Source organism: Kribbella pittospori, assembly GCF_004331465.1.
GTDB classification, from domain to species: Bacteria; Actinomycetota; Actinomycetes; order Propionibacteriales; family Kribbellaceae; genus Kribbella; species Kribbella pittospori.
Genome location: NZ_SJKB01000001.1, coordinates 108048 through 128856 on the forward strand (window position 1 = coordinate 108048; position 20809 = coordinate 128856).

The following is a 20809-nucleotide window of genomic DNA, read 5'->3' on the forward strand; positions in this document are numbered from 1 at the left end:
GTGCTACGGCGTGATGGTGAGCGGCAGAGGGCTCGACAGCATGTTGCTGTTCTCGGTGTGTAGGGCGATGACCAGCTGCCATTGGCCGGGCGGTACGGCGTACCCCAGGTCGGGGACAACCGAGGCTGTGCCGATCAGGACGGGGACGGGGCGGCTCTGGTGAGGCTCGATCGCGAATCCCACCCGAACTGCGTTGCTCGGGCCGACGTACAGACCGACGACAGTGCCGGAGTTGTCGGTCACCGCCGATGTCAGGGAGCGGTTGCTGAAGAGCACTTGCTCGTGCTCGGCTCGATTCGTTACCAGTACGTCGTTGTGAGCGAACCGACCGGTCCGGACCGACAACGGCGATGAGGATTCCACGTAGAGCCCGGCGGATTCGGCGGGGTCTCCGCGTAGCTGGCATGCCTGCTCGCTGACCCATAGCTGTCTGGCCGGAAAGGTCATCGCCCCGACCTGTAGATCCACGAGGCTCCCGTACTTCGCGTCCAGCGCGGCCGCGATCTCGGCTGCCCACGCGGCCAACTCGATGCGGAACCGCCGCTCAGACCGCTCGCTCTCGGGATGGGGAAATACCACGAGCGCGCCCGGTGACTCCTCGAGCAACCGGCGCAGGTCCACGCGCAAGCCGTCCCATCCGGCCATGGCCTGACGGTATCGAAACCGCGTCGCGATCAGCAGTGCGTGAGCGTCCGGGTGCGAGCCGTGTCTCAAATCGAGACAGATTGCCGGGGGCGAAGTGGAGACCCTGATCCGATCCGGGATACGCCCCCGAAAGGAGTTCGCCCATGACCACTATCGACGCCGATGCCTTCGGCGCCCACGAGGAACGCGCCAAACATGCCGCTGAGGCGGCTGAGGCCGAGGCCGCGGTCCCAGCGGTGACCGGAGACCCGTCGCTGATCGGTCTCCCCAGTTTCATTGTGGGATCGGTCGCGCTTGGTCTCGTCCTTGTCGGCTACGTGCCGGCGGCGGCGGTCGGTGCCTCGCTCTCCATCATCGTCGCGGCCACCGGCCTGGGCCTGGTGATCGCGGCCGTCTGGGCGGCCGGCGTCGGCCAGAGCGCGGTCGCCGGGGTGTTCGGCATCTTCGCGGGGTTCTGGCTCAGTTACGCGATGCTCGTACTGGGCCTCACCCACAACTGGCTCGGCATCGTCGCCGCGGACGCCGTCGACACACAGGGGCTGTTCCTGATCTCGTGGCTGGTCGTGATCGGGATGCTGACGCTGGCCACACTCCGGTTGCCGAGCGCCTACACGGTGCTCTTCGCGCTCATCGAAATCGCCCTGGTGCTGGTCTTGATCGGCACCCTGCAGGCATCAGCAGGCGTGCTCCACATCGCAGGTGTGGTGGTCTTCGTGTTCGCCGCGGTGGGTGTCTACCTGTTCTTCAACTCGGCTTCGCAGGCGACAGGTGGTGGCGCGCTTCCGCTCGGACCGCCGCTCGTCCACGGTTGAGCCGCCTTGTCACTGAGCTCCACCGCAGGTCGGAGGCCCTGTCCCGCTCGGGAGAGGGCCTCTGACATGTGAGCCGGTACGCCGGTTGTGGTCAGGCAAGCGCCTTGGTCTTGATGGATTCGTACTCGTCCTGCGTGATCGTTCCGGAGTCCAGCAGTTGCTTGGCGCTGGCAATCTCGTCGGTCGGGCTCTTGGAACTGCCTGCAACATCCTGGATGTACTTCTTCTGGTCGGCCTGCGCCTCCTCGAACGCCGCCTGCCGCCGCTCGTTCATGCTCCGGCCTCGGGCGATGAGGTAGATCAGTGCCCCCAGCCACGGTACGAAGATGAGCAGGATCGCCCAGCCGGCCTTGGCCCAACCGCTGAGCGAGCGGTCGCTGAACAGGTCCCACAGACAACGGAACCACACCATCAGTGCGGCGATCCAGATGAAGAACCAGAAGCTCCACAGGAGAACTTCGCCGAAGTCATTCGTCATTGCGTCCACGGTCATTCCCTCCAGAGATGAGCGCACGCGCCAGCCGGCTCACCCAGGTCGAGCCTCATGACCTGCGCCTCCGATAGGCGTCTCGGTCGCATTGCAGCAGGTCCGGACTGCCCGCGGCGTCACCCATAGTGGATGAACTCCGTTGCCATCGGCAGAGAAGTCAGCCCAGCATGTCGGTGATGGCGATGTGGGCGGCTGAGGGGCAGCCCTTGGTGAAGCCGTAGAAGGGGCCGAAGTCGCGGGTTGCCGCGAACCCGGTCAGGTAGAGGCCGGCCAGGGACGTTTCGAGGCCTTCGGTCAAGGTCGGGAAGCCCTCAGTTATGGAGACTCGATCCAGAACGCCGCCCAGGTAGGGCACGCGAGCGAGGTCGGCCCGGTAGCCGGAAGCGAAGACCACGTGATCGGCAGTCAGCGTCGTGCCATCGGAGAGAGTCAGAGTCACGTCGTGTTCGCTGATTGCTGTGGCGACCACCGCACACCCTGGATGACTGGTCACGACGGCTTCAGGGATTCGCGGTACGAGCCAGGGTTCGAGGGTGAGGCGGCCGACCTGCCAGAACTCGGCAGCGATTGCCCGCTGCCGCTCGACCGGGAGTCCTCGCCACCATCCCCGGTGCGCCAGCGTCTGGTCGACGTACTGGTCGACGAAACCCCAGCTCACCTTGGCGAACGTCGGCGTGCTGTGGCGATGTACTACGTCCACCTGCGCCGCGTCGTGGTCACACAGCAAAGCCGCCCATTCGTAGGCGCTTTGCCGGCCGCCGATGATCACGACCCGGGCACCGGCGAGCGCATCGAAGGAAACCAGTTCACACGTATGCGAGCGGCGAGCCGGGGGGACCTCGGCGTACCACTCCGGCAGGTTGAGGAAGTAGCCGATTCCGGGTGAGGCGAGAACCTTGTCCGCGGTGATCGTCGTACCGTCGTCCATCGTGGCCACGAAGCCCGCGTTCGGCTTGGTCAGGCCGGTCACGAGACGCTCGTCCACGTCGAGCCTCTTGCGCCCACGGAACCACTCCGTGTAGTCGAGGAAGACCGAGATCGGGATCGGGTCGACGTCTTCGGGTCGCAGGCCTCGATCCTCGAAGAATGCCTCGAACGTGTACTCGCCCTTTCCGTCGAGATGCCAGTCGGGACCAGATCGCAGGAACATCTCCACCGGCATGTTCTTCCGCCAGAACGCCATCGGGAGGCCCACGATCCGGGTCTCGATGCCGTTGTCACGGGCAAGGGCCGCCGCAGAGTAGGCATACGGCCCCGCACCGACGACGAGCAGATCCGTCCGGTCCGGCATCGTGTCTCCTGAAGGTGCGGCCGATCAGCGGGCGGTGAGGCCAAGAATCCTCTTCCTGATCCGTTGGCGCCAGCCACCCCGGGCGGATCAGTTGTCGGACAGGAGCCAGCCGATACGTAGTTCTTCTGCGCCCGGACGGAAGGTCCGGATGAGTTCGGCGCGCTCGGGATCGTCTTCGGGGAGGTCTTCGGCGAGGGCGGCCTGGGCGGCGATGGTCTGGGGCCGGGCGCCGAGTGCGGCGCGCAGGTGGAGTGAGCGGCGCAGCATCGCGATCCCCTCGGTGGGCTCCTTCAGATGGGCGAGGTGCCGGATGATGTACGACTCGAAGTAGCCATCGCCGTACTTCTTGGCGATCTCGAGTGCTGTCTCGTAGCGCGCGAGGGCGCCGGCCGGGTCCTCGTCGATGTTGTCCAGCAGGACGCCCCAGTGGTACTCCGCCCAACCGCGCTGCAACTCGTCGCCGCTCTGTGCCGCCGCGCGATAGCCGGCCTCGGCCACGGCGCGGTCGTCGGCCCGCGCGTCACGCTGGAACAGCAGGCGGCTGTACGCCATTCGTGCCGTGAGCAACTGCGCGGTCGGCGATGCGGGATCGAGTGCCGCGACGGACTTCTCGGCCTCCTCATGACCGTCGGTCTGGAAGAACCAGCGGTCAACGGCGATCTCCGCGCGCAGTTCGGGTTCGGAGTCCGGGTCCAAGACGGCGAGTGCGGCATCCCACTCGCCGAGCAGGTGCAGGCGTCGGGCGATGTAGGCGTCATCAGTTAGCATGGCGCCTACCATAAGAACCGATGATGTAGGTGGTCAAGTGGAATACGGCGACTACATAGGGAACGTGACGCGGCTGGCCGTCGAGCTGGCCAACACCGGCACGCTCAACGAGCACGGTGAACTGGTCGCCGCGTTCATCGCCGAGCACGAGATCGCTCCGCCGCCGGACGGCGACTACGGCGACCTGCCGGACCTCGTGCGTACGGCGCTGGCGCAGTCGGTCGACGGCGCTGCCCCCGACGCCGTGCACCGCCTGCTGCGCGATTACCCGCCGGACATGCATCTGTCCGACCACGACGGCGGCTGGCACATCCACTTCAGCCGCAACGGCACCCCGGCCAAGCGCTGGGCCGGCCAGTTGATCGCTGCCAAGCTCGCGCTGGTCGCGGCCGGGGATCCGGCGGTGACGCTGGGGCGGTGCGCCGCGGCCGGGTGCGGAAACTACTTCGTGGACCAGTCGCGGAACCGGACGCGCCGGTTCTGCTCCAACGCGTGCGCGAGCCGTACGACGGTCGCGGCGTACCGGGCGCGGGCGGCCAAAAACTCCTAGCCGAGGGTTGCGCTGTCCAGGACGATGGGCGGATGGCATCGGTCAGGCAGGTCCAGGTCACCTTCGATTGCGCGGAACCTGAGCGCGTCGCTCGCTTCTGGTGCGAGGTGCTGGGGTACGTCGTACCGCCGCCACCCGAAGGGTTTGCCACGTGGACCGATTTCCATCGCTCGCTGCCGCCCGAGCGTCAGGGGGCAGGGTTCTCCTGCGGCGATCCCAACGGTGTAGGTCCGCGGCTGTACTTCCAGCGCGTTCCCGAAGGCAAGGTCGTCAAGAATCGGGTGCATCTTGACGTGCGGGTCGGCACGGGGCTTGTGGGTGAAGAGCGCGTAGCTGTGCTCGAGGCTGAATGTGCACGACTGGTCGCGCTCGGCGCGAAGCGCGTGGGACTCCTACGGGCCGACGAGTTCAACGAGTCCTGCCTTCCGATGCTGGATGTCGAGGGCAACGAGTTCTGTCTCGACTGAATCAGGGAGTGGGGCATGGATCTTCGGGGGAGCGTCGAGGCAGGGTTGTGGCCGCTGGTCGAGTCCTTCGTCGGCTCGCACGATGTGGCGGGCCTGGCCGTCGCGGTGGTACGCGACGAGGAGGTGGTCGCGCGCGGGTTCGGCGTTCGTGACGTCGGAACGGGCGCGCCGGCCACCCCGGAGACGATGTTCCACCTGGCGTCGGTGTCCAAGCCCTTCGTCGCGACCGCCATCGTGTCGCTGGCAACCGGCCGCGAACCGGTGCTCGATCTGGATGCTCCGATCACCGATTGGGTGCCTGAGTTCACGCTGGCTGACGGTCGGGCAGGCGAGGTCACAGCCCGGCGATTGCTGAGCCATACGAGCGGTCTTCCCGACGTCATGGACTATGGCTGGCACGACCCTCAGCTCGGCGACGACGCCCTCAGCGAGTTCGCGCGCAGCCTGTCGGATTGGCGACTGCAGGCGGAGCCCGGTTCGGCGTTCGCCTACTCCAACGCCGGATTCGAGCTTCTCGGGCTGGTCTTGTCCAGGGTCACTGGGACGACGTTCGAGGACGCCGTACGGCGCAATGTCCTGGCACCACTGGGGATGCGGGACAGCACCTTCCTGCGCGGCGACGTGCCCGCGCACCTGGCCGCCTCACCGCATGTCGGGATGCCGCTGTCGGTTCCCGAGGGCTCCTGTCCGTACACCAGGCGCCATGCCCCGAGCTCGACCCTGCACTCCAACCTCGTCGAGCTGTGTCGCTGGATGGTGGCCCACTTCGAGCCGGCTTCCGACGGGCAGTGGGCGCGGCTGGACCCTGAGCTGCTCGACCTGATGTCGCAACCCGTGGTGTCGGTCGGCAACCCCCCATGGCAGGAAGCGGCGGGACTGGGCTGGGCCATCGGCAGCTACAGCGGGCATCGAACGCTGAGCCACAGTGGTTTGGACCCAGGGTTCGGGTCGAGACTCGTGCTGGTTCCTGAGCGGCGTACGGGCGTCGTCGTACTGGCGAACTCCAACACGATCCCTGCCTCGCCCATCGCGAAGGCAGCACTCGACATCGCCCTCGCGGATCACCACGTCTCCGGTGTGACGCCCGAGGGGGTGGCGGCCGTGCGCGCCTTGCTGCGCTCGGTCGTCGGCCCTGTCGCCGAGGCGCTGAAAACGTCCGGTCCGGATGCAGCAAAGGCGGCGTACCACCGATTGATCGCGGTCGAGCCGGCCGAGTTCGACCTCGACGACGAGGGGTTCGACGACGCCGTGTGGGGAGCGATCGAGCTGCACCGCACAGACCTGGTCTGGCCGCTGTTGCGAGTGTGGACCGAGTTGCGTCCGGACTCATCCGCCGCTTGGACGATGGCCGGGTGGGCGCATCAGATGGACGGGCGGCTCGACCTGGCGAGGACTGCGCTCCGACGCGCCGTCGACCTCGACCCCGGGAACGAAGACGCCGCGCAGGTCATGAACAGCCTCCCGCCGGAGTGACTGACGAGCATCAGAGTGGATTCAGGCGCGCGTTGAGCAGGCAGAACACATTGCCCTCGGGGTCGGCCAGGACATGCCAGTTCTCGTCGCCGGTCTGGCCGATGTCGGCCGGGCGCGCACCGAGCTTCAGCAGGCGTTCGAGCTCGGCGTCCTGATCGCGGTCGGTGGCGTTGACGTCGATGTGCAGCCGGGTCTTCCCCGGCTCCGGCTCGTCCCTGCGACTGATGATGATCGTCGGCTGCGGACCGCCGAACCCTTCGCGCGGCCCGATCTCCGTCGAGCCGTCGTGCATGCGATCAAGGACGACGAAGTCCAGCACCTCGCACCAGAACGTCGTCAGCACCTCCGGGTCGCGGCAACCGAGCACGAGCTCACTGATCCGACACGCCATGGGCGAAACCTGCTCTCAGCCTCGGTGGAACAATCCCGCGAGCCTACCGAACGAGGTGAGCCCGGGCGAAGTGATTTCAACGCTGACTCAGACGTGAAGGGTGGGTCGGTAGGTGAGCTCCTGGGTATGGCCGTCGAGGGTGCGTTGCTCGATCAGTTCGAGGTCGAAGTCGGCCGCGCCCTGGAAGACCGGGTCCACTCCGGTCTGACCGCTGATGACGGGGAAGATCGTCAGCTGAACGCGGTCGACCAAGCCGGCGGCCATCAGCGACCGGTTCAGCGACAGGCTGCCGGCCGAGACCATCGGTACGTCGGACTCCTCCTTGAGCCGGGCGATGACGTCGACGGCGTCGCCGTTCTCCAGAGTCGCGTTCTTCCAGGCGAGGGGTCCTTCCAGTGTCTTCGACACCACCGTTGTCGGCAGGCTCCTCATCAGGGTGTTCACCGGGTCGCGTACCTCGGACTCCTCGATGCTCGGTCCCAGAATCTCCAGGAACTGCCGGTAGGTGGTTGCCCCGAGCACCAACCGCGGATTCTCGCCGTACAAGGCAAGACGGCGGTCGAGGAACTCGGGACCTTGCTTGCCCCAGTAGCCACCCCAGTCGCCGCCCTCGCCGTACGAGCCGAAACCGTCGAGGGTGGAAAAGACGTCGAAGGTATAGACAGCGGTCATGGCGTTCTCCTTGAAACAGTCAAAGCTGGGTTGCTACCGGGACCTGTTCGGAGGGGTCGTCCAGTCGGTCGTCCTGGGCGGCTCTCACCCCGTCCACGAACGCCGCCGCCCCGATCCGACACCGACCCGCGGATTTCCTGAGAACCTCTGGTACGCCGATCGTGAGCGCCCCCGCTTTCAACAACCTTTCAGCGCGCCTTCCACCGTTCCACGAGCCTGCCGGAAGCGTGTCAGCGGGCGTGTCAGGGGCGTGTCAGTGGGGTGTCTGGGCGGGCGCCGATGGTTGGGACATGAACAGCTCAGCGATTGCAGTCTCGGGACTGCGTAAGTCTTATGGCGACAAGGTCGTGCTCGATGGCATCGATCTGGAGGTCCGGGCCGGGACGGTGTTCTCGCTGCTCGGTCCGAACGGCGCGGGCAAGACGACCACGGTGAACGTGCTGACCACCTTGCTGAAGGCAGACGGTGGGACGGCACGGGTTGCCGGCCACGACATCGACACCGAGGCCAAGGCCGTACGCTCGGTCATCGGCGTCACCGGTCAGTTCGCGGCGGTGGACGAGCTGCTGACCGGGCAGGAGAACCTGCAGTTGATGGTCGATCTGCTCGGGGTGAAGTCCGGCGGGCAGATCATCGCGGGGCTGCTGGAGCGGTTCGATCTGGTGGAGTCGGCGCAGAAGCCGGTGTCGACGTACTCCGGGGGTATGCGCCGCAAGCTGGACCTGGCGATGACCCTCGTCGGCAACCCGAAGATCATCTTCCTGGACGAGCCGACCACCGGACTCGACCCGCGCAGCCGGCGCACGATGTGGACGATCATCCGCGGGCTGGTCGCCGACGGCGTGACCATCTTCCTCACCACCCAGTACCTCGACGAGGCCGATCAGCTCGCCGACCGGATCGCCGTACTCGACCAGGGCAGATTGGTTGCCGAGGGCACCCCGGACGAACTCAAGCGCCAGCTGCCCGGGACGCACGTCCGGCTCCGGTTCAGCACCGTCGAGGAACTCGACGCGGCCGCCCGGATCTTCACCGACTCGACCCGGGACGACGAAGCGATGGACCTGCGGGTTCCGAGCGACGGCGGGACGAAGTCGCTGCGGGCGGTGCTCGACCGGCTCGACGAGTACTCGATCAGCGCCGAAGAGTTCTCCGTCCACACCCCTGACCTTGATGACGTTTTCCTCGCCCTGACGGGCCACAACACGGAGGTAGTCGCGAAATGAGCGCCCAGAACCACTCGATCGTCATGCTGCGCCGCAACTTCAAGCACATCACCCGGAACCCGACCTCGGTGTTCAACGCGGTGCTGATGCCGGTCGTGATCATGTTGATGTTCGTCTACATGCTCGGCGACGCCTTCAACGTCGGCGTCGACTACGTCGACTACGCGACACCCGGACTGATGCTGCTGGCCGTCTGCTACGGCCTGGGGGCGACCGCGACCGCGGTGAACTCCGACATGACCAAGGGCATCATCAACCGGTTCAAGGTCATGGATGTATCGCGCGGTGCGGTGCTGACCGGGCACGTGATCGCCAGCCTGCTGACCAACCTGATCGCCATCGCCGCGATCGTCGGGGTGGGTTTCCTGCTGGGATTCCGTCCGTCGGCGAGCTTCGTCGACTGGCTCGGCGTGATCGGTCTCGTCGTACTGCTCGGGTTCGCGGCCGGATGGCTGACCGTCGCCCTCGGATTGTTTGCGAAGTCGCCGGAGACCGCCGGTCTGGCCGCCGTACCGCTGGTCATGCTGCCGTTCTTCAGCAGCGCGATCGTCCCGGCGGACAAGATGGGGGCCGGCCTCAAGCAGTTCGCGGAGTACCAGCCCTTCACCCCGATCATCGAGACCCTGCGTGGGTTGCTGAACGGCGCACCGGCCGCCGGCGACGTGATCCCGGCCCTCGCGTGGTGCGTCGGAATCGCCCTCGTCGGGTACCTGTGGGCACGCTCCACCTTCGCGAAGCGAGCCTGACCTCACGAGGCGAGCGTGATCTCGACCAGGTCAGACCAGTCCGACTCCGTGCCTTCCTGCGTCACCTCGGCGAACCGTGCGTCGCCGAGGTGACGTCGTACGTCGTGCTCGATCCTGACCGCGGCCGGGTTGGACAGATCCGGCAGTCCGCGTACGCCGTCGCTGGCCGCGAGCAACCGCGCCGCCTGCTCGTACTGTTCGCGGCGCAAGGCCAGATCCGCGACCCCGACGATGGCGTGCGCGATCGTGGTTGCGTGCCCGGCCTCGGACGCCGCCTGGATCGTGGCGGCCCGGTGTTCGCGGGCCTGCTCGAGGTCGTCGGCGAAGTCGCCGAGCAGACTCTGAACGGTCGCGCGGACGTTCGCCTGATCCGCTTCGTCTCCCAGAACAGTCGTCGCGACCCCGAGTTGGCGACGTGCCTCCTCGGCGTCTCCGCGCCAGCCGGCGAGTTCCGCCTTCGCGAGGGCCAGCACGGCCAGCGCACCCGGCCAGGGGATGCGGTCCGCGTACCGTTGCGCATCTCCCATTGAGGCCTCGCTGGACTCCTCGTCGCCGAGCAGCCAGTACAGCTGAGCCTGCCGCGCGCGCAGCCGAATGACGTCGTCGACAGCACCGAATTCGGTGACGACTCCGACCGCCTGTTCGAGGTACTCGCAGGCGGCGGCGAACTCGCCGCGCGTGGCGAAGCGGTCCGCCAGCTCGGCCAGGGCGAACGAGATCCCGAACCGTTCGCCGACTGCCCGGAACTCGGTGAGCGCCAGCTCGAGATCCTTGTCCGCCTCCCACCCGGCATAGCCGAGCATGATCCGCATCTTGCCGAGCTGCAGGCGGGCCATCGCGCGTCCCCAGGGATCCTCGTGGCTGAGCAGCGACTCCCACGCGGGCAGGATCTGGTCCGGCGCCTGCAACATGCTCTCCAGCGGCGCGATCAGCCCGAGCACCGGATGAGGATCCTTGCTCTGCTGGCTGTAGCGGTACGCCTTGTGGATCCAGTCCGCGACCTGGTGCTCGTCGCCCGGCCCGGAGGTCAGGAACTGCACGACCAGGGCGTACACCATCGCGCGGACCTCGTCGGTCACCTCACCCGGTGTCGCGGTGGCCGCCATGATCAGTTCGTTGCCCTCGGTCTTGTCTCCGGCGAGCCACCAGTACCAGCCGGCGGACGCGGCCAGCCGCATCGCCCCCTGGGCCTCGCCGGCGGCAATCGCAGCACGCATCGCGGCACTGATGTTGTCATGCTCGGCCGCGAGCTTGGCGAGCCATTCCAGTTGCTCGGCGCGACGAAGGTGCGGCTCCGCGGTCTCGGCGAGCTCGGTGAAGTAGGCAAGATGCGCATGACGCGCGAGCTCCGATTCGCCGGCCTCCGCGAGCCGTTGCGCGGCGTACTCCTTGATCGTGCCGAGCATCCGGTACCGCGGCGCCTTGTCGGTGTCGGCGACCAGCAGTGACTTCTCGGTCAGTGCGGTCAGCAACTCGAGCACGTCACTCGCCTCGACCGCATCGCCGGCGCAGACTCGCTCGGCTGCCTCCAGGCTCGCGCCGCCGTAGAACACCGACAGTCTGCGCAGGACCGTCCGTTCGGCGTCGGACAGCAGCTCCCAGCTCCAGTCGATCACCGCGCGGAGGGTCCGTTGCCGCGGCAGCGCCGTACGGCTGCCGCCGGTCAGGAGACGGAAGACATCGTCGAGCCGGTCGGCCAGCTGATCGAGGGACATGGTGCGGAGCCTGGCCGCGGCCAGTTCAATCGCGAGCGGCATCCCGTCCAGCGCGCGGCAGACCCGCGCCATGGTCGACAACGTGTGGGCATCCACCGCGAAATCTGTGCGTACGGCGGCCGCCCGGTCGCGCAGCAGCTGGACAGCCGGAGAAGCCTCGATCTCACTCAGGTCCGCTTCGCTCTTGGGCAGGGCCAGCGGTACGACGTGCCACAGCGCCTCGCCGGTGATGCCGAGCGGTTCCCTGCTCGTCGCGAGGATCCGCAGCCGCCGGCACTCCCCGAGCACCCGATGGGCGAACGTCGCGGCCGACTCGATCACGTGCTCGCAGTTGTCCAGGACCAGCAGGGCGTCGCGCTCGCGGAGCGCAGTGATGACCCGATCCGTCGGCTCCGTGTCCGATGCGTCGGTGAGCAGCCCGTCCCGCAGGCTGAGCGCGGCGAGCGTCGCCTGCGCCACGTCGCCGTCTGCGCCGATGGGTGCGAGCTCCACCAGCCACACGCCGTCGGCTACGTCACCGACCAGCGTGCGTGCGGTCTCGGAGGCGAGCCTGGTCTTTCCCGCGCCGCCCGGCCCGACCAAGGTGGTGAGCCGATGACCGGCGACGAGGTCGCGGACCGTTGCGACGTCGGCGTCCTTGCCGATGAAGCTGGTCAGCTCGGCGCGCAGATTGGTGGTGCGGGTTTCCTCCCGCCGTCCCAGCTCGCCTCGCAGCAGCGCGACGTGTACGGCGGACAGCTCGGGGGAGGGGTCGACTCCCAGCTCGTCGGCCAGGGCTTCTCTCGTGCTCTCGAACAGGAGGAGCGCGTCGGCGTTGCGACCGGCCGCGGCGAGGGCACGCATCAGCGCCCCGACGAGCCGCTCTCGGACTGGGTGCGCAGCCACCAGGTCGGTCAGTTCCGTGACCATCTCCGCGCCGTTGCCGAGGTTGATCTCCGCGTCGAACCGATCCTCGAGGGCAGTCAGACGTAGTCCTTCGAGCCGCGTGACTGCTGCGTCGTACGCCGTACTGTCCTGCAAACCGACGTCCTGCAAGGCCGCGCCTCGCCACAGCGCGAGGGCTTCGCGCAGTAGTCCTATCTGAGCTGGCTGGTCGTTGCGGGCCCGGCCGAGGAGGCGTTCGAACCGGATCGCGTCGACGGCGTCGGGATCCACCATCAGCCGGTAGCCGTCGGTCTGGCCCTCCACCGATGCGTCTGGCAAAGCCTTCCGCAGCCGGGAGACCAAGCGCTGCAAGGCATTCGCGGCCTCGGCGGGCGGCTGCTCACCCCAGATCCAGTCGACAAGGGTCGCCTTCGGAACCACCTGCCCCGGGCTGAGCGCCAGCGCGATCAACAACCCCCGCAACCGGGCACCCGGCACGTCGGCGACGACCCCGTCGTCCGACCGAACCTCAAATGACCCCAGCATCCCAATCCGCACCCGCCCGATCTTGCCAGCACGGCCGGTTGCTTCGCGATGTGGGATCACGGAAACAAACTGGCGCCAGGCGGATGTTCCGGAAAGCTGAGGTCCGCGAGGCGCCCACTGCTGCTAGTCCTTGCGGAGGATGGTTTCTTCTATGGTGGTGTTTCTGGCGGGGGCGAAACCGCGATCGGTGCCGATGGTCTTGAAACCCGCTTTCGCGAGGACCCGGAGAGAGCCGGCGTTGTCGCTGGCTGCGCGGGCGTACAGAGGTCGGGTGGGGACGAGCTCGAGGAGCAGTTCCAGTGCGCGGGTCGCGATGCCCTGGCCCCAGGCTGCTCGGTCGATCCAGTAGGTGACCTCGGTCTCGCCTTCCATGACGAAGGCAGCGGTCGTGCCGACGAACTGGCCATCGCAGGTGATTGCGCGCGTGGTATTGGTCGTCGAGGCCCTGATCTTGGCCATGTGCGCGTCGAACGCCGACCGATCGTCCGGGTCCTTCGCCGTGAACGCAGCCATCCGGACCGACTCAGGGTCTCGCATCAGCTCGAACAGTCGGTCGAGATCGGAGTCCTCGATCAGCCGGAGCGCGATAACTGCCACGTCTCTCCTCAGGTCAAGCGCGGGACGATCATGATCAAGCCCATGATGAGGGCGAGCACCGACAACATCCAGCCGACAACGGCGAGGGCCTTGCCGCGACGGCGGCCGATGCAGCCGAGTACGGCGAGCAGGATGCCGAGCACCGCGAACGGGATCGGTGTGTACGCCCGGATGCCGTCCATGTTCATCGGAAGCAGCGGAACCACGCACCCGAGCAAACCGACGATCAGCGCGGCAACACCCAATCCCGCGCCCTTCGGCGGCTCCACCGGAGCCGGCCCACCTGGCCATCCCCGGCCGTGGGGATCAGTCCAAGGCTGCTGCGCTTGTGCGTATGGCGGTGCGGAGTACACGTTGGGTTCGGGCGGCGGGTTCGTCATCGGGACTCCAGGCAGGCAGAACTGCGTCGACGCTGACAGGTGTGATCGTCCGGGAACGCCACGTGTGAACGGTATCCCGCGACAGGCTCAGTACCCCGCAAAGCAAGGCCCCACGGGCGATTGCCGTACGTGCATCCGCTGAACCCGTTGCCAGCTGCAACGGCCCTATCGAGGGGCTCAGACCTTGACTTCTACCTGCCTGGCCGTCTCCAGGAAGCCGGGGAGCGCCGTGTTCGCGTTGTCCGCAGCCCAGGCGAGCTGGAGCGCGAGCTCATACCCGACGACAGGCACGAACCGGACGCCCTCCAACGACACCGCCTGGTACGACGCCGCCACGATGGTCACCCCGAGTCCAGCCGCGACGAGCCCCAACGCGGAGATGCCACTCGCCTCCTGCACGATGGCCGGGCTGAAGCCGGCACCGCGGCAGGACGCGATGAACTCGTCGTACGCCAGCACCGAGCGGTGACGCGGGAAGAACACGAACGGCTCGTCGGCGAGATCGCCCAACGCGATCCGGTCGCGCTGCGCCAGCCGGTGATCGGCGGGCACCCCAGCCAGAACCGGCTCGGTCAGCAACGTCTCCAGTTGGATGCCCGGCGGCGCCGCGGCCGCCCGCAGAAACCCGGCGTCGATCCGCCCGGCCGTGAGCGCCGCCAACTGCTCGTCGTCGAAGCTCTCGCTGATCCTGACCTCGATCGCAGGATGGGCGTCGCGGTACGAGCGAATGATCGCGGGCAACAACGCCAGCGAGACCGCCGGAAGCGCCGAGATCGCCAGCTCACCCCAGTCGCCCTCAGCGGCCAGTTGGGCCAGCCGAACTGCGCGGTCGGACTCAGTCAGCGCCCGCCGTGCCTGCTCGAGCACCGCCCGCCCGGCTGGGCTCAAGACGACTCGCCGGCTCGTCCGGTCGAAGAGCCTGACGCCCAGAATCCGTTCGAGGTCGCGGATCTGCCGCGACAGCGCGGGCTGGGTGATGTGCAGGCGCTCAGCGGCCCGGCCGTAGTGCAGTTCATCCGCCACCGTGGCGAACGACCGCCACAACCGCGCGTCCACATCCATGCACTGACGTTATCAATCAAGTACAGATCGGCCTTGGACAACATCGATGCGGCACGGTTGGCTGGTCATCGTGACTCGAGGTGTGATTTCGACCCAAGACACCCAGACGGCCCTCTGGTTCCTGGGCGTCCTGTCCCAGGTCCGCGTCAGCGGCGAACAGACCGGCGGAGCCTTCTCCATCACCGAGAACCTCGCCCGTCGCGGCAACGCCAGCCCGGTCCATTCCCACGACCACGAGGACGAGACGATCTTCGTCCTCGACGGTGACCTGCGGGTCTTCACCGGCGAGGAGGAGCACTCCGCGGGACCCGGTACAGTCGCCGTCCTGCCGAGCAGGATCAGCCACGCGTACGTCGTCACGTCCGCAACGGCTCGGTTCATCACGTTGCACATGCCCGGTGGGTTCGAGCAGTTCGCAGCCGAGGTTGGAGAGCCCGCTCAAACGCTCACGCTGCCGCCGGAACCCGCCGTACCGCCGGACTTGGCGGAGTTGACCCAGATCGCGGCCCGGCACGGCATCACGATCCTGGCCCCACCGCCTCGGCCCTAGCTCGCAGCCTTCTTCACCAGGGCGCGGATCTGCTTCTCCTCGGCGGCGGTCAGCTTCGCCAGGGCATAGGCGATCGGCCACATAGCGCCGTCGTCGAGGTTCGCCGAGTCGTTGAAGCCGAAGGTGCTGTACCGCGACTTGAATTTGCCCGCGGGCTGGAAGAAGCAGACAACCTTGCCGCCCTTGGCCCACCCGGGCATCCCGTACCAGAGCTTCGGCGTGAGCCCAGGCGCATCCGCTTTGATGATGGCGCCGATCCGCTCGGCCATCGCACGCTCGTCCGCCGGCATCTCCGCGATCTTCTCCAGCTGAGCCGCTTCCTGAGCCGCCCCGAGCGCGGCCGCCTTCATCTCCCGGGCATGCTCCTTCATCGCCCCCCGCTCCTCGTCGGTGAACCCCTCGTACGACTTGCCCTTCGAGGCCGCGGCCTTCTTCGCGTTCATTGACTTTCCCGTCTACGAGATCCACTGAGAACACTCCCCATGCTAGGAACGCCCCCGCCGCCCGAGCTTCTTCAAACCTGATCGATCTGTAAGTGGAGAGACTGTCTCCGGTTCTGTGGTACCTTGAAAGCGGAGATCACATCTCCGTTCAGGGAACTGGAGGGTGGAGATGGCTGAGACGGTGCTCGTGACCGGTGGGACCGGGTACGTCGGGGGATGGGCGATCGTCGCGTTGCTGGAGCGCGGGTACGACGTGCGTACGACGGTTCGGGCTGCGAGCAAGGAGCAGGCGGTCCGGGATGCGGTGGGGAGCGGGTGGGATTCGCGGTTGCGGATCTGGCGAAGGATGACGGGTGGGATGCGGCGATGAAGGGTGTGGATTACGTGCTGCATGTCGCGTCGCCGCTCGGGGATGAGGGGGCGAAGGATCCGGATGCGCTGATCGTGCCGGCGCGCGATGGGGCGTTGCGGGTGCTGCGGGCCGCGACTCGGGCGGGAGTGAAGCGCGTGGTGATGACCTCGGCTGCGAACTCCGCGAGTCCGGCGTCGTACAAGTCCGAGGGCGTCACGGACGAGACGCTGTGGACAATCGACTCGCCGTCGCTGCCCGCGTACCGGCGTTCGAAAACCCTTGCGGAGAAGGCGGTCTGGGACTTCATGGAGGGGTACGACGGTCCGACCCAGCTGACGACCGTGCTCCCTGGTGCGGTGTTCGGGCCGATCCTGACGTCGGACAACGTCGGTACGACGCAGATCATCCAGCGGATGCTGATGGGGAAGATGCCGGGTACGCCGAAGATCGGGCTGGAGGTTGTGGACGTCCGCGACCTGGTGGAGCTGCACATCCGCGCGATGGTTGCGCCGGAGGCGGCGGGTCAGCGGTTCCTCGGCACCGGCGAGTTCGTCTGGATGCGGGAGATCGCGGCAGCGCTCAAGGAGGCGCTCGGTCCGCAGGCTGCGAAGGTGCCCACCCGCCAGCTCCCGAACTTCATGGTGCGGCTTGCCGCGATCACCGACCCGTCGCTGCGGGCGATCACGATCTCGCTGGGGCGCCGCAACCGCCACAGCACGGAGAAGGCTGAGCGTGTGCTCGGTTGGAAGGCGCGCCCCGCCGCCCAGACGGTCGTTGAATGCGCCCAGAGTCTGATCGCGCACGGCGTCGTACCCGAAGTTGCCGCCCGGTGACCTGTCGGCTCGAGGCGATTGTGGACGAGTCGATTGTCGACAACCTTGGTCGTGACAGGGTTGCCGTATGAACGACGCTGCCCCGAGGAGTGCCCGGCGAGACTCTGTGCGGAACCGTGAGCGGCTCGTCGAAGCCGCGCGGGAGGTGTTCGCCGAGCACGGGTTCGGCGCCACCCTCGACGACATCGCCCGGCATGCGGGCCTCGGCACCGGGACGGCGTACCGGAACTTCCCGAACAAGCGCGCGATCGCCGCCGAAGTACTGCGGGAAGCCACGGAACAGCTCGCGGTCGACGCACGTGAGGCCCTGGAGGTCAAGGACCCGTGGGATGCGCTCGTGCAGTTCTTCGAGCGCACGGGCGCTCGGCAGGCCGCCAACCGAGGACTGTACGAAACCCTTACCGGGCAAGGCGATGACGAGGTCCAGGCCCGCATCTGGCCCGAGATCGTTGCCGCAGTCACCGAACTCTTCAACCGTGCGTACCGCGCCGGCGCGATCCGCCCCGACGCCGCGGTCCAGGACATCGCCGCGATCTTCGCCCTGCTCGGCCCCGCCTTCGAGCTGAGCCGAGCCATCGACCCCAACCTGTGGCGCCGCTACCTGGCCCTCCTCCTCGACGCCCTCCGCCCCGCGAACCACCCCGACCTCCCCGTCGGCCCGCCCCCCGTCGAATCCCTGGACCTCATCCTCCGCGCCAGCAAACGCAACCATTAGGTCAGGGCGGTCAGTGCTGGGTGGCGTTGGGCCAGGTAGGCGCTTCGGACGATTGTTTCTTTGTACTTCGCGGCGGTCCGGCCGGTGAGCACGGCCTCGACTGGGGTGTCGTCTGCGCGGACGAACTGGATCAGGGCGTCGTGACGGCCCAAGCTGATGCACTGGTTGAAGTACCGGAAGTGCAGATCCCGCGGCTCGCGCCCCGCTAGGCGATCGGTCAGAGCGCGGACGGCGTGCGCCGCAGCGGGGATCCCGGTTGCGCAGGCCATCCGCAGTTCCTGGCCGGTGTTCCGTCGTACGGCGGCTGCATCGCCCACTGCGTAGACGTCTGGATGCGACACCGATCGCAGCGTCCCGTCCACAACCATCCGGCCCCGTGAGTCGACTGCGAACCCCGCCTCCGCAGCCAGCCTCGACACCTCGAACCCGGTCGTCCACACCACGATGTCGGCCTCGAGCCGATCATTGCCGTCGAGCGGCAGACCCGAACCGTCGACCGACGCCACCCGCACACCTTCGACGCGCGAGATCCCGAGACGCTTGAACGTCCTGTGCAGATGCCGTCGCCCACGATCCGACAACCCGGCGCCGAACTCGCTGCTCGTCACCAGCCGCACCTCCCGACCCGGGTAGGTCTCAGCGATCTCGGTCGCGACCTCGATGCCCGTCAGACCACCACCCACGACCGCGACCGACCCCTCCTTCTCCAACCGCTCCCGCAGCCGCGTCGCATTGTCGACATCCGCCACCGTGTACGCGTACTCACTTGTCCCAGGCACCGAACTCAGATCGGTACGACTCCCCAACGCATAGATCAGTACGTCGTACCGCAGCTCCTGCCCGGTCAGTACGACGGTCCGCCGGTCCGCGTCGATGTGGATGACGCGATCGGCGACGAAGTCGACCCCGGTGCCTTCGAGCAGCTCCTTGATCGGACGCTCCGGCAGCTCCTGCCCGGACGCCAGCTGATGCATCCGGACCCGCTCGACGAACGTGTCCCGGGCGTTGACCAGCGTGACCGGCGCCCCGGTACGGCGAGCAGCCAGCTTGGACGCGACCATCCCGGAGTACCCGGCTCCCAGTACGACGATGTGCGGTGTCATGTGCGCACTCCTTTCGACATGACACCTGACAAATCGAGACGGCCCGAACGTGACGTGACGACGGTCACGTCCGAGGCCTGTCACGCACGCAGACCGCTGCCCGGTCAGGTCGGCATCGTCTACGAGGAGGAAGACATGCCACAGCAGAAGGCGGTCCTGATGCGCGGCGCGGAGGCCGAGCGGCTCGGCGATCCGCCGAACATGACCTGGCTGATTGCCGACGCCGAGCACACCAACGGCATCATGAACGTCGTCCGCACCACGCTCGGAGCCGGCGTCGACGGACCGCCGCCGCACTTCCACAAGGAATCGCCGGAGATGTTCTACCTGCTCGACGGCGCGCTGCGAATCCTGGCGGGCGACCAGGTCGTCACGGTCGACAAGGGCGACTACCTGCTCGTCCCGCCGCTGATGCCGCACGCCTGGGGTACGCCGATGGAGGTCGGCGCGGACGTGCTGATCGTCAAGGCGCCCGGGAACAACCGGTTCGACTACTTCCGGCTGGGCGACAGGATCCGTCGCGGCCAAGCGGAACCTGCCGAGGTGCTGGCGACAGCGGAGACGTTCGACAATACTTTTGTCGACAATGAGGTGTGGCGGCACGAGCTCGCCGTTCGGGAAGGTGAGCGGCGACAGTTCATCCCCTTCCCGGAGAACTGATGCCGACCGGCACAATCGGGGTCATGGACGACCTGGCCGAGTTCGAGGCGCAGCGACCCCGGATGTTCGGCATCGCCTACCGGATCATCGGTGAGGCGAGCGAGGCCGAGGACGTCGTACAGGACGCATACCTGCGCTGGCGGTCGGCCGAGGGCGTCACCACCCCGGCCGCCTGGCTGACCACGGTCGTCACCAACCTGTGCATCAACCGACTCACCTCGGCCCGGGCCCGGCGGGAGCGGTACGTCGGCCCGTGGCTGCCGGAGCCTGTTGCCACGGGCAATGACCCGCTGGAGCTGGCGGAACGCCGGGACACCATGACCATGGGCTTCCTGGTGCTGCTGGAGAAGCTGACGCCGCCGGAGCGGGCGGTCTTCGTACTGCGGGAGGCGTTCGACTACTCGCATCGCGACATCGGCGAGGTACTCGGGATCGACGAGGCGAACGCCCGGCAGCTCTACCACCGCGCGCTGACCCGCGTCGGCGACGCGCGGCGCCGGTTCTCCGCGACACCCGCGGACGGGGTGAAGCTGGTGGAGCGCTTTCTGGCCGCAACCGTCGAGGGCGATGTGGCCGGGCTGGAACAGATCCTGACCGAGGACGCGTCGGTCTGGGCCGACGGCGGCGGGAAGGCAACTGCTGCCCGCCATCCGATCTTCGGCCGCGTCGAAGCCGCTCACTACCTGACCGGCCTCGGGAAGACCCGGCGCGCGCTGACCGCGACCGTTGCCGTGGGCGAGATCAACGGTGAGCCCGCGATCCTGGTCCACGAGTCCGGTGAGCTCACCGTCATACTTGTGCCGGAGATCCACGGCGACCGGATCAGCACCATCCGCGCCGTGCTGAACCCTGACAAGCTCGCCTATGTCAAAGGACAGCTCGCAGCATGACGACGTACAGCGACTTCCCGGCCGAACTGCTGACCGAGCGCCTGCGACTCCGGAGATGGAAGCCCTCGGACGCCGAGGAGCACCGCGGACTGTGGACCGAGCGCGATCCACGAGCAGCACACCGGATCGACGCCGACGGACGGCCGACGGTCGAGGAGATGCGCGAGTGGCTGGAGGCGAACCCGCTGGGCACCGAGCCCGGGCTTGGGTTGCTGCCGATCGAGCGGCGCGACACCGGCGAGTTCGTCGGGTACTGCGGGCTGACGGTAGGGGAGGGGTCGTTCGACGAGCCCGAGATCGCCTACGAGTTGGCCCGGCGGGCGCATGGACACGGCTACGCCACCGAGGCAGGCCGAGCGGTCGTCGAGGCAGCCGAAGCCACCGGGCGTCGGCGCTTGTGGGCCACTGTGCGGGAGTGGAACGCGCCGTCGTTCCGGGTGCTCGAGAAGCTCGGTTTTCACCGCAGCGACCGGGTCACCGAGGACCCGGAGCGCGGCGACCTGATCTGGATGACCCGCGAGCTCGGTCAGCCGACGGAGTAGAGCTCGGTCAGCTCTCGGCGCAGAGC

At 67.5% G+C, this 20809-nt stretch carries 25 protein-coding genes; 13 read left to right on the forward strand and 12 right to left on the reverse strand.

All coding sequences use genetic code 11. The annotated features are described in order from the left end of the window. Positions 1 to 3: 3 nt before the first annotated feature. Entirely contained in the window at positions 4 to 645 is a 642-nt protein-coding gene (locus E0H73_RS00545; RefSeq protein ID WP_131349862.1) for a hypothetical protein, read from the reverse strand. A 143-nt stretch (positions 646 to 788) separates the two neighbouring features. On the opposite strand from E0H73_RS00545, the gene E0H73_RS00550 reads away from it, so the two are divergent. Next, positions 789 to 1457 carry a GPR1/FUN34/YaaH family transporter gene (locus tag E0H73_RS00550; protein WP_131349864.1) on the forward strand — a complete coding sequence of 223 codons (669 nt, stop codon included), beginning with the start codon at positions 789 to 791 and terminating at the stop codon, positions 1455 to 1457. 91 nt (positions 1458 to 1548) lie between these two features. Here E0H73_RS00550 and E0H73_RS00555 read toward each other — a convergent pair whose 3' ends face one another. The 3 genes from E0H73_RS00555 to E0H73_RS00565 all read right to left on the reverse strand — a co-directional run bounded on the left by E0H73_RS00555 (position 1549) and on the right by E0H73_RS00565 (position 4006). Then, positions 1549 to 1935, reverse strand: a complete 387-nt coding sequence (locus tag E0H73_RS00555; RefSeq protein ID WP_131349867.1) for an SHOCT domain-containing protein — start codon at positions 1933 to 1935, stop codon at positions 1549 to 1551. Positions 1936 to 2104: 169 nt separating this feature from the next. After that, entirely contained in the window at positions 2105 to 3238 is a 1134-nt protein-coding gene (locus E0H73_RS00560) for an NAD(P)-binding domain-containing protein (protein ID WP_131349869.1), read from the reverse strand. A gap of 87 nt (positions 3239 to 3325) precedes the next feature. After that, the gene (locus E0H73_RS00565) at positions 3326 to 4006 is read right to left on the reverse strand and encodes a hypothetical protein (protein ID WP_165555443.1); all 681 of its coding nucleotides are present in this window, start codon (positions 4004 to 4006) and stop codon (positions 3326 to 3328) included. A gap of 37 nt (positions 4007 to 4043) precedes the next feature. Here E0H73_RS00565 and E0H73_RS00570 point away from each other — a divergent pair, with 37 nt between their 5' ends. Genes E0H73_RS00570 through E0H73_RS00580 form a run of 3 tightly spaced genes read left to right on the forward strand, consistent with a single transcriptional unit; the run spans position 4044 to position 6496 of the window. Continuing rightward, positions 4044 to 4556, forward strand: a complete 513-nt coding sequence (locus E0H73_RS00570) for a CGNR zinc finger domain-containing protein (RefSeq protein ID WP_131349871.1) — start codon at positions 4044 to 4046, stop codon at positions 4554 to 4556. Positions 4557 to 4588: 32 nt separating this feature from the next. Next, entirely contained in the window at positions 4589 to 5023 is a 435-nt protein-coding gene (locus E0H73_RS00575; RefSeq protein ID WP_131349873.1) for a VOC family protein, read from the forward strand. Between the two features lie 15 nt (positions 5024 to 5038). After that, positions 5039 to 6496 (forward strand): serine hydrolase domain-containing protein, encoded by a 1458-nt coding sequence (locus E0H73_RS00580; RefSeq protein WP_131349875.1) that lies wholly within the window; start codon positions 5039 to 5041, stop codon positions 6494 to 6496. A gap of 10 nt (positions 6497 to 6506) precedes the next feature. Here E0H73_RS00580 and E0H73_RS00585 read toward each other — a convergent pair whose 3' ends face one another. Both E0H73_RS00585 and E0H73_RS00590 read right to left on the reverse strand, forming a co-directional pair. After that, positions 6507 to 6887 carry a VOC family protein gene (locus E0H73_RS00585; RefSeq protein WP_131349877.1) on the reverse strand — a complete coding sequence of 127 codons (381 nt, stop codon included), beginning with the start codon at positions 6885 to 6887 and terminating at the stop codon, positions 6507 to 6509. 87 nt (positions 6888 to 6974) lie between these two features. Then, complete coding sequence (locus E0H73_RS00590; protein WP_131349879.1) at positions 6975 to 7559, reverse strand: dihydrofolate reductase family protein; 585 nt, start codon at positions 7557 to 7559, stop codon at positions 6975 to 6977. 290 nt (positions 7560 to 7849) lie between these two features. Here E0H73_RS00590 and E0H73_RS00595 point away from each other — a divergent pair, with 290 nt between their 5' ends. Together E0H73_RS00595 and E0H73_RS00600 are read left to right on the forward strand one after the other, a co-directional pair. Beyond that, the gene (locus E0H73_RS00595) at positions 7850 to 8785 is read left to right on the forward strand and encodes an ATP-binding cassette domain-containing protein (RefSeq protein WP_131349881.1); all 936 of its coding nucleotides are present in this window, start codon (positions 7850 to 7852) and stop codon (positions 8783 to 8785) included. Continuing rightward, on the forward strand, positions 8782 to 9531 hold the full coding sequence (locus E0H73_RS00600; protein WP_131349883.1) for an ABC transporter permease: 750 nt from the start codon (positions 8782 to 8784) through the stop codon (positions 9529 to 9531). The genes E0H73_RS00595 and E0H73_RS00600 overlap by 4 nt, the downstream gene beginning before the upstream one ends. Before the next feature lie 2 nt (positions 9532 to 9533). Here the strand turns inward: E0H73_RS00600 and E0H73_RS00605 are convergent, their stop codons facing one another. The 4 genes from E0H73_RS00605 to E0H73_RS00620 form a co-directional block, all read right to left on the reverse strand. Beyond that, positions 9534 to 12656 carry an ATP-binding protein gene (locus E0H73_RS00605; RefSeq protein WP_238163730.1) on the reverse strand — a complete coding sequence of 1041 codons (3123 nt, stop codon included), beginning with the start codon at positions 12654 to 12656 and terminating at the stop codon, positions 9534 to 9536. A gap of 123 nt (positions 12657 to 12779) precedes the next feature. Further along, on the reverse strand, positions 12780 to 13253 hold the full coding sequence (locus E0H73_RS46960) for a GNAT family N-acetyltransferase (protein WP_131349888.1): 474 nt from the start codon (positions 13251 to 13253) through the stop codon (positions 12780 to 12782). Between the two features lie 8 nt (positions 13254 to 13261). Further along, positions 13262 to 13522, reverse strand: a complete 261-nt coding sequence (locus E0H73_RS46965; protein ID WP_131349889.1) for a hypothetical protein — start codon at positions 13520 to 13522, stop codon at positions 13262 to 13264. A 288-nt stretch (positions 13523 to 13810) separates the two neighbouring features. Then, positions 13811 to 14695 (reverse strand): LysR substrate-binding domain-containing protein, encoded by an 885-nt coding sequence (locus E0H73_RS00620; RefSeq protein WP_131349890.1) that lies wholly within the window; start codon positions 14693 to 14695, stop codon positions 13811 to 13813. Between the two features lie 82 nt (positions 14696 to 14777). On the opposite strand from E0H73_RS00620, the gene E0H73_RS00625 reads away from it, so the two are divergent. After that, positions 14778 to 15245 (forward strand): cupin domain-containing protein, encoded by a 468-nt coding sequence (locus E0H73_RS00625; RefSeq protein WP_202867149.1) that lies wholly within the window; start codon positions 14778 to 14780, stop codon positions 15243 to 15245. On the opposite strand, the gene E0H73_RS00630 is transcribed toward E0H73_RS00625, so the two are convergent. Next, a complete protein-coding gene (locus tag E0H73_RS00630) occupies positions 15242 to 15688 on the reverse strand; it encodes an iron chaperone (RefSeq protein ID WP_131349892.1) in 447 nt (148 codons plus the stop codon). The two genes, E0H73_RS00625 and E0H73_RS00630, sit on opposite strands and share 4 nt — an antisense overlap. Positions 15689 to 15857: 169 nt before the next feature. Between E0H73_RS00630 and E0H73_RS47865 the strand changes: the two genes are divergently transcribed. The 3 genes from E0H73_RS47865 to E0H73_RS00640 all read left to right on the forward strand — a co-directional run bounded on the left by E0H73_RS47865 (position 15858) and on the right by E0H73_RS00640 (position 17588). After that, entirely contained in the window at positions 15858 to 16058 is a 201-nt protein-coding gene (locus tag E0H73_RS47865) for an NAD-dependent epimerase/dehydratase family protein (protein ID WP_202867150.1), read from the forward strand. Further along, positions 16055 to 16873: an NAD-dependent epimerase/dehydratase family protein gene (locus E0H73_RS00635; protein ID WP_272949104.1), complete on the forward strand. Its 819-nt coding sequence runs from the start codon at positions 16055 to 16057 to the stop codon at positions 16871 to 16873. The genes E0H73_RS47865 and E0H73_RS00635 overlap by 4 nt, the downstream gene beginning before the upstream one ends. A 106-nt stretch (positions 16874 to 16979) precedes the next feature. Beyond that, entirely contained in the window at positions 16980 to 17588 is a 609-nt protein-coding gene (locus E0H73_RS00640; protein ID WP_238163731.1) for a TetR/AcrR family transcriptional regulator, read from the forward strand. Here E0H73_RS00640 and E0H73_RS00645 read toward each other — a convergent pair. Continuing rightward, positions 17585 to 18691 carry an NAD(P)/FAD-dependent oxidoreductase gene (locus E0H73_RS00645; RefSeq protein ID WP_131349894.1) on the reverse strand — a complete coding sequence of 369 codons (1107 nt, stop codon included), beginning with the start codon at positions 18689 to 18691 and terminating at the stop codon, positions 17585 to 17587. The two genes, E0H73_RS00640 and E0H73_RS00645, sit on opposite strands and share 4 nt — an antisense overlap. A gap of 54 nt (positions 18692 to 18745) precedes the next feature. Here E0H73_RS00645 and E0H73_RS00650 point away from each other — a divergent pair, with 54 nt between their 5' ends. The 3 genes from E0H73_RS00650 to E0H73_RS00660 are packed head-to-tail and all read left to right on the forward strand — an operon-like array spanning position 18746 to position 20783. Continuing rightward, positions 18746 to 19351: a cupin domain-containing protein gene (locus tag E0H73_RS00650; protein WP_238163732.1), complete on the forward strand. Its 606-nt coding sequence runs from the start codon at positions 18746 to 18748 to the stop codon at positions 19349 to 19351. Further along, on the forward strand, positions 19351 to 20241 hold the full coding sequence (gene sigJ / locus E0H73_RS00655) for an RNA polymerase sigma factor SigJ (RefSeq protein ID WP_238163733.1): 891 nt from the start codon (positions 19351 to 19353) through the stop codon (positions 20239 to 20241). The genes E0H73_RS00650 and sigJ overlap by 1 nt, the downstream gene beginning before the upstream one ends. Then, the gene (locus E0H73_RS00660; protein WP_131349895.1) at positions 20238 to 20783 is read left to right on the forward strand and encodes a GNAT family N-acetyltransferase; all 546 of its coding nucleotides are present in this window, start codon (positions 20238 to 20240) and stop codon (positions 20781 to 20783) included. The genes sigJ and E0H73_RS00660 overlap by 4 nt, the downstream gene beginning before the upstream one ends. Positions 20784 to 20809 lie beyond the last annotated feature (26 nt).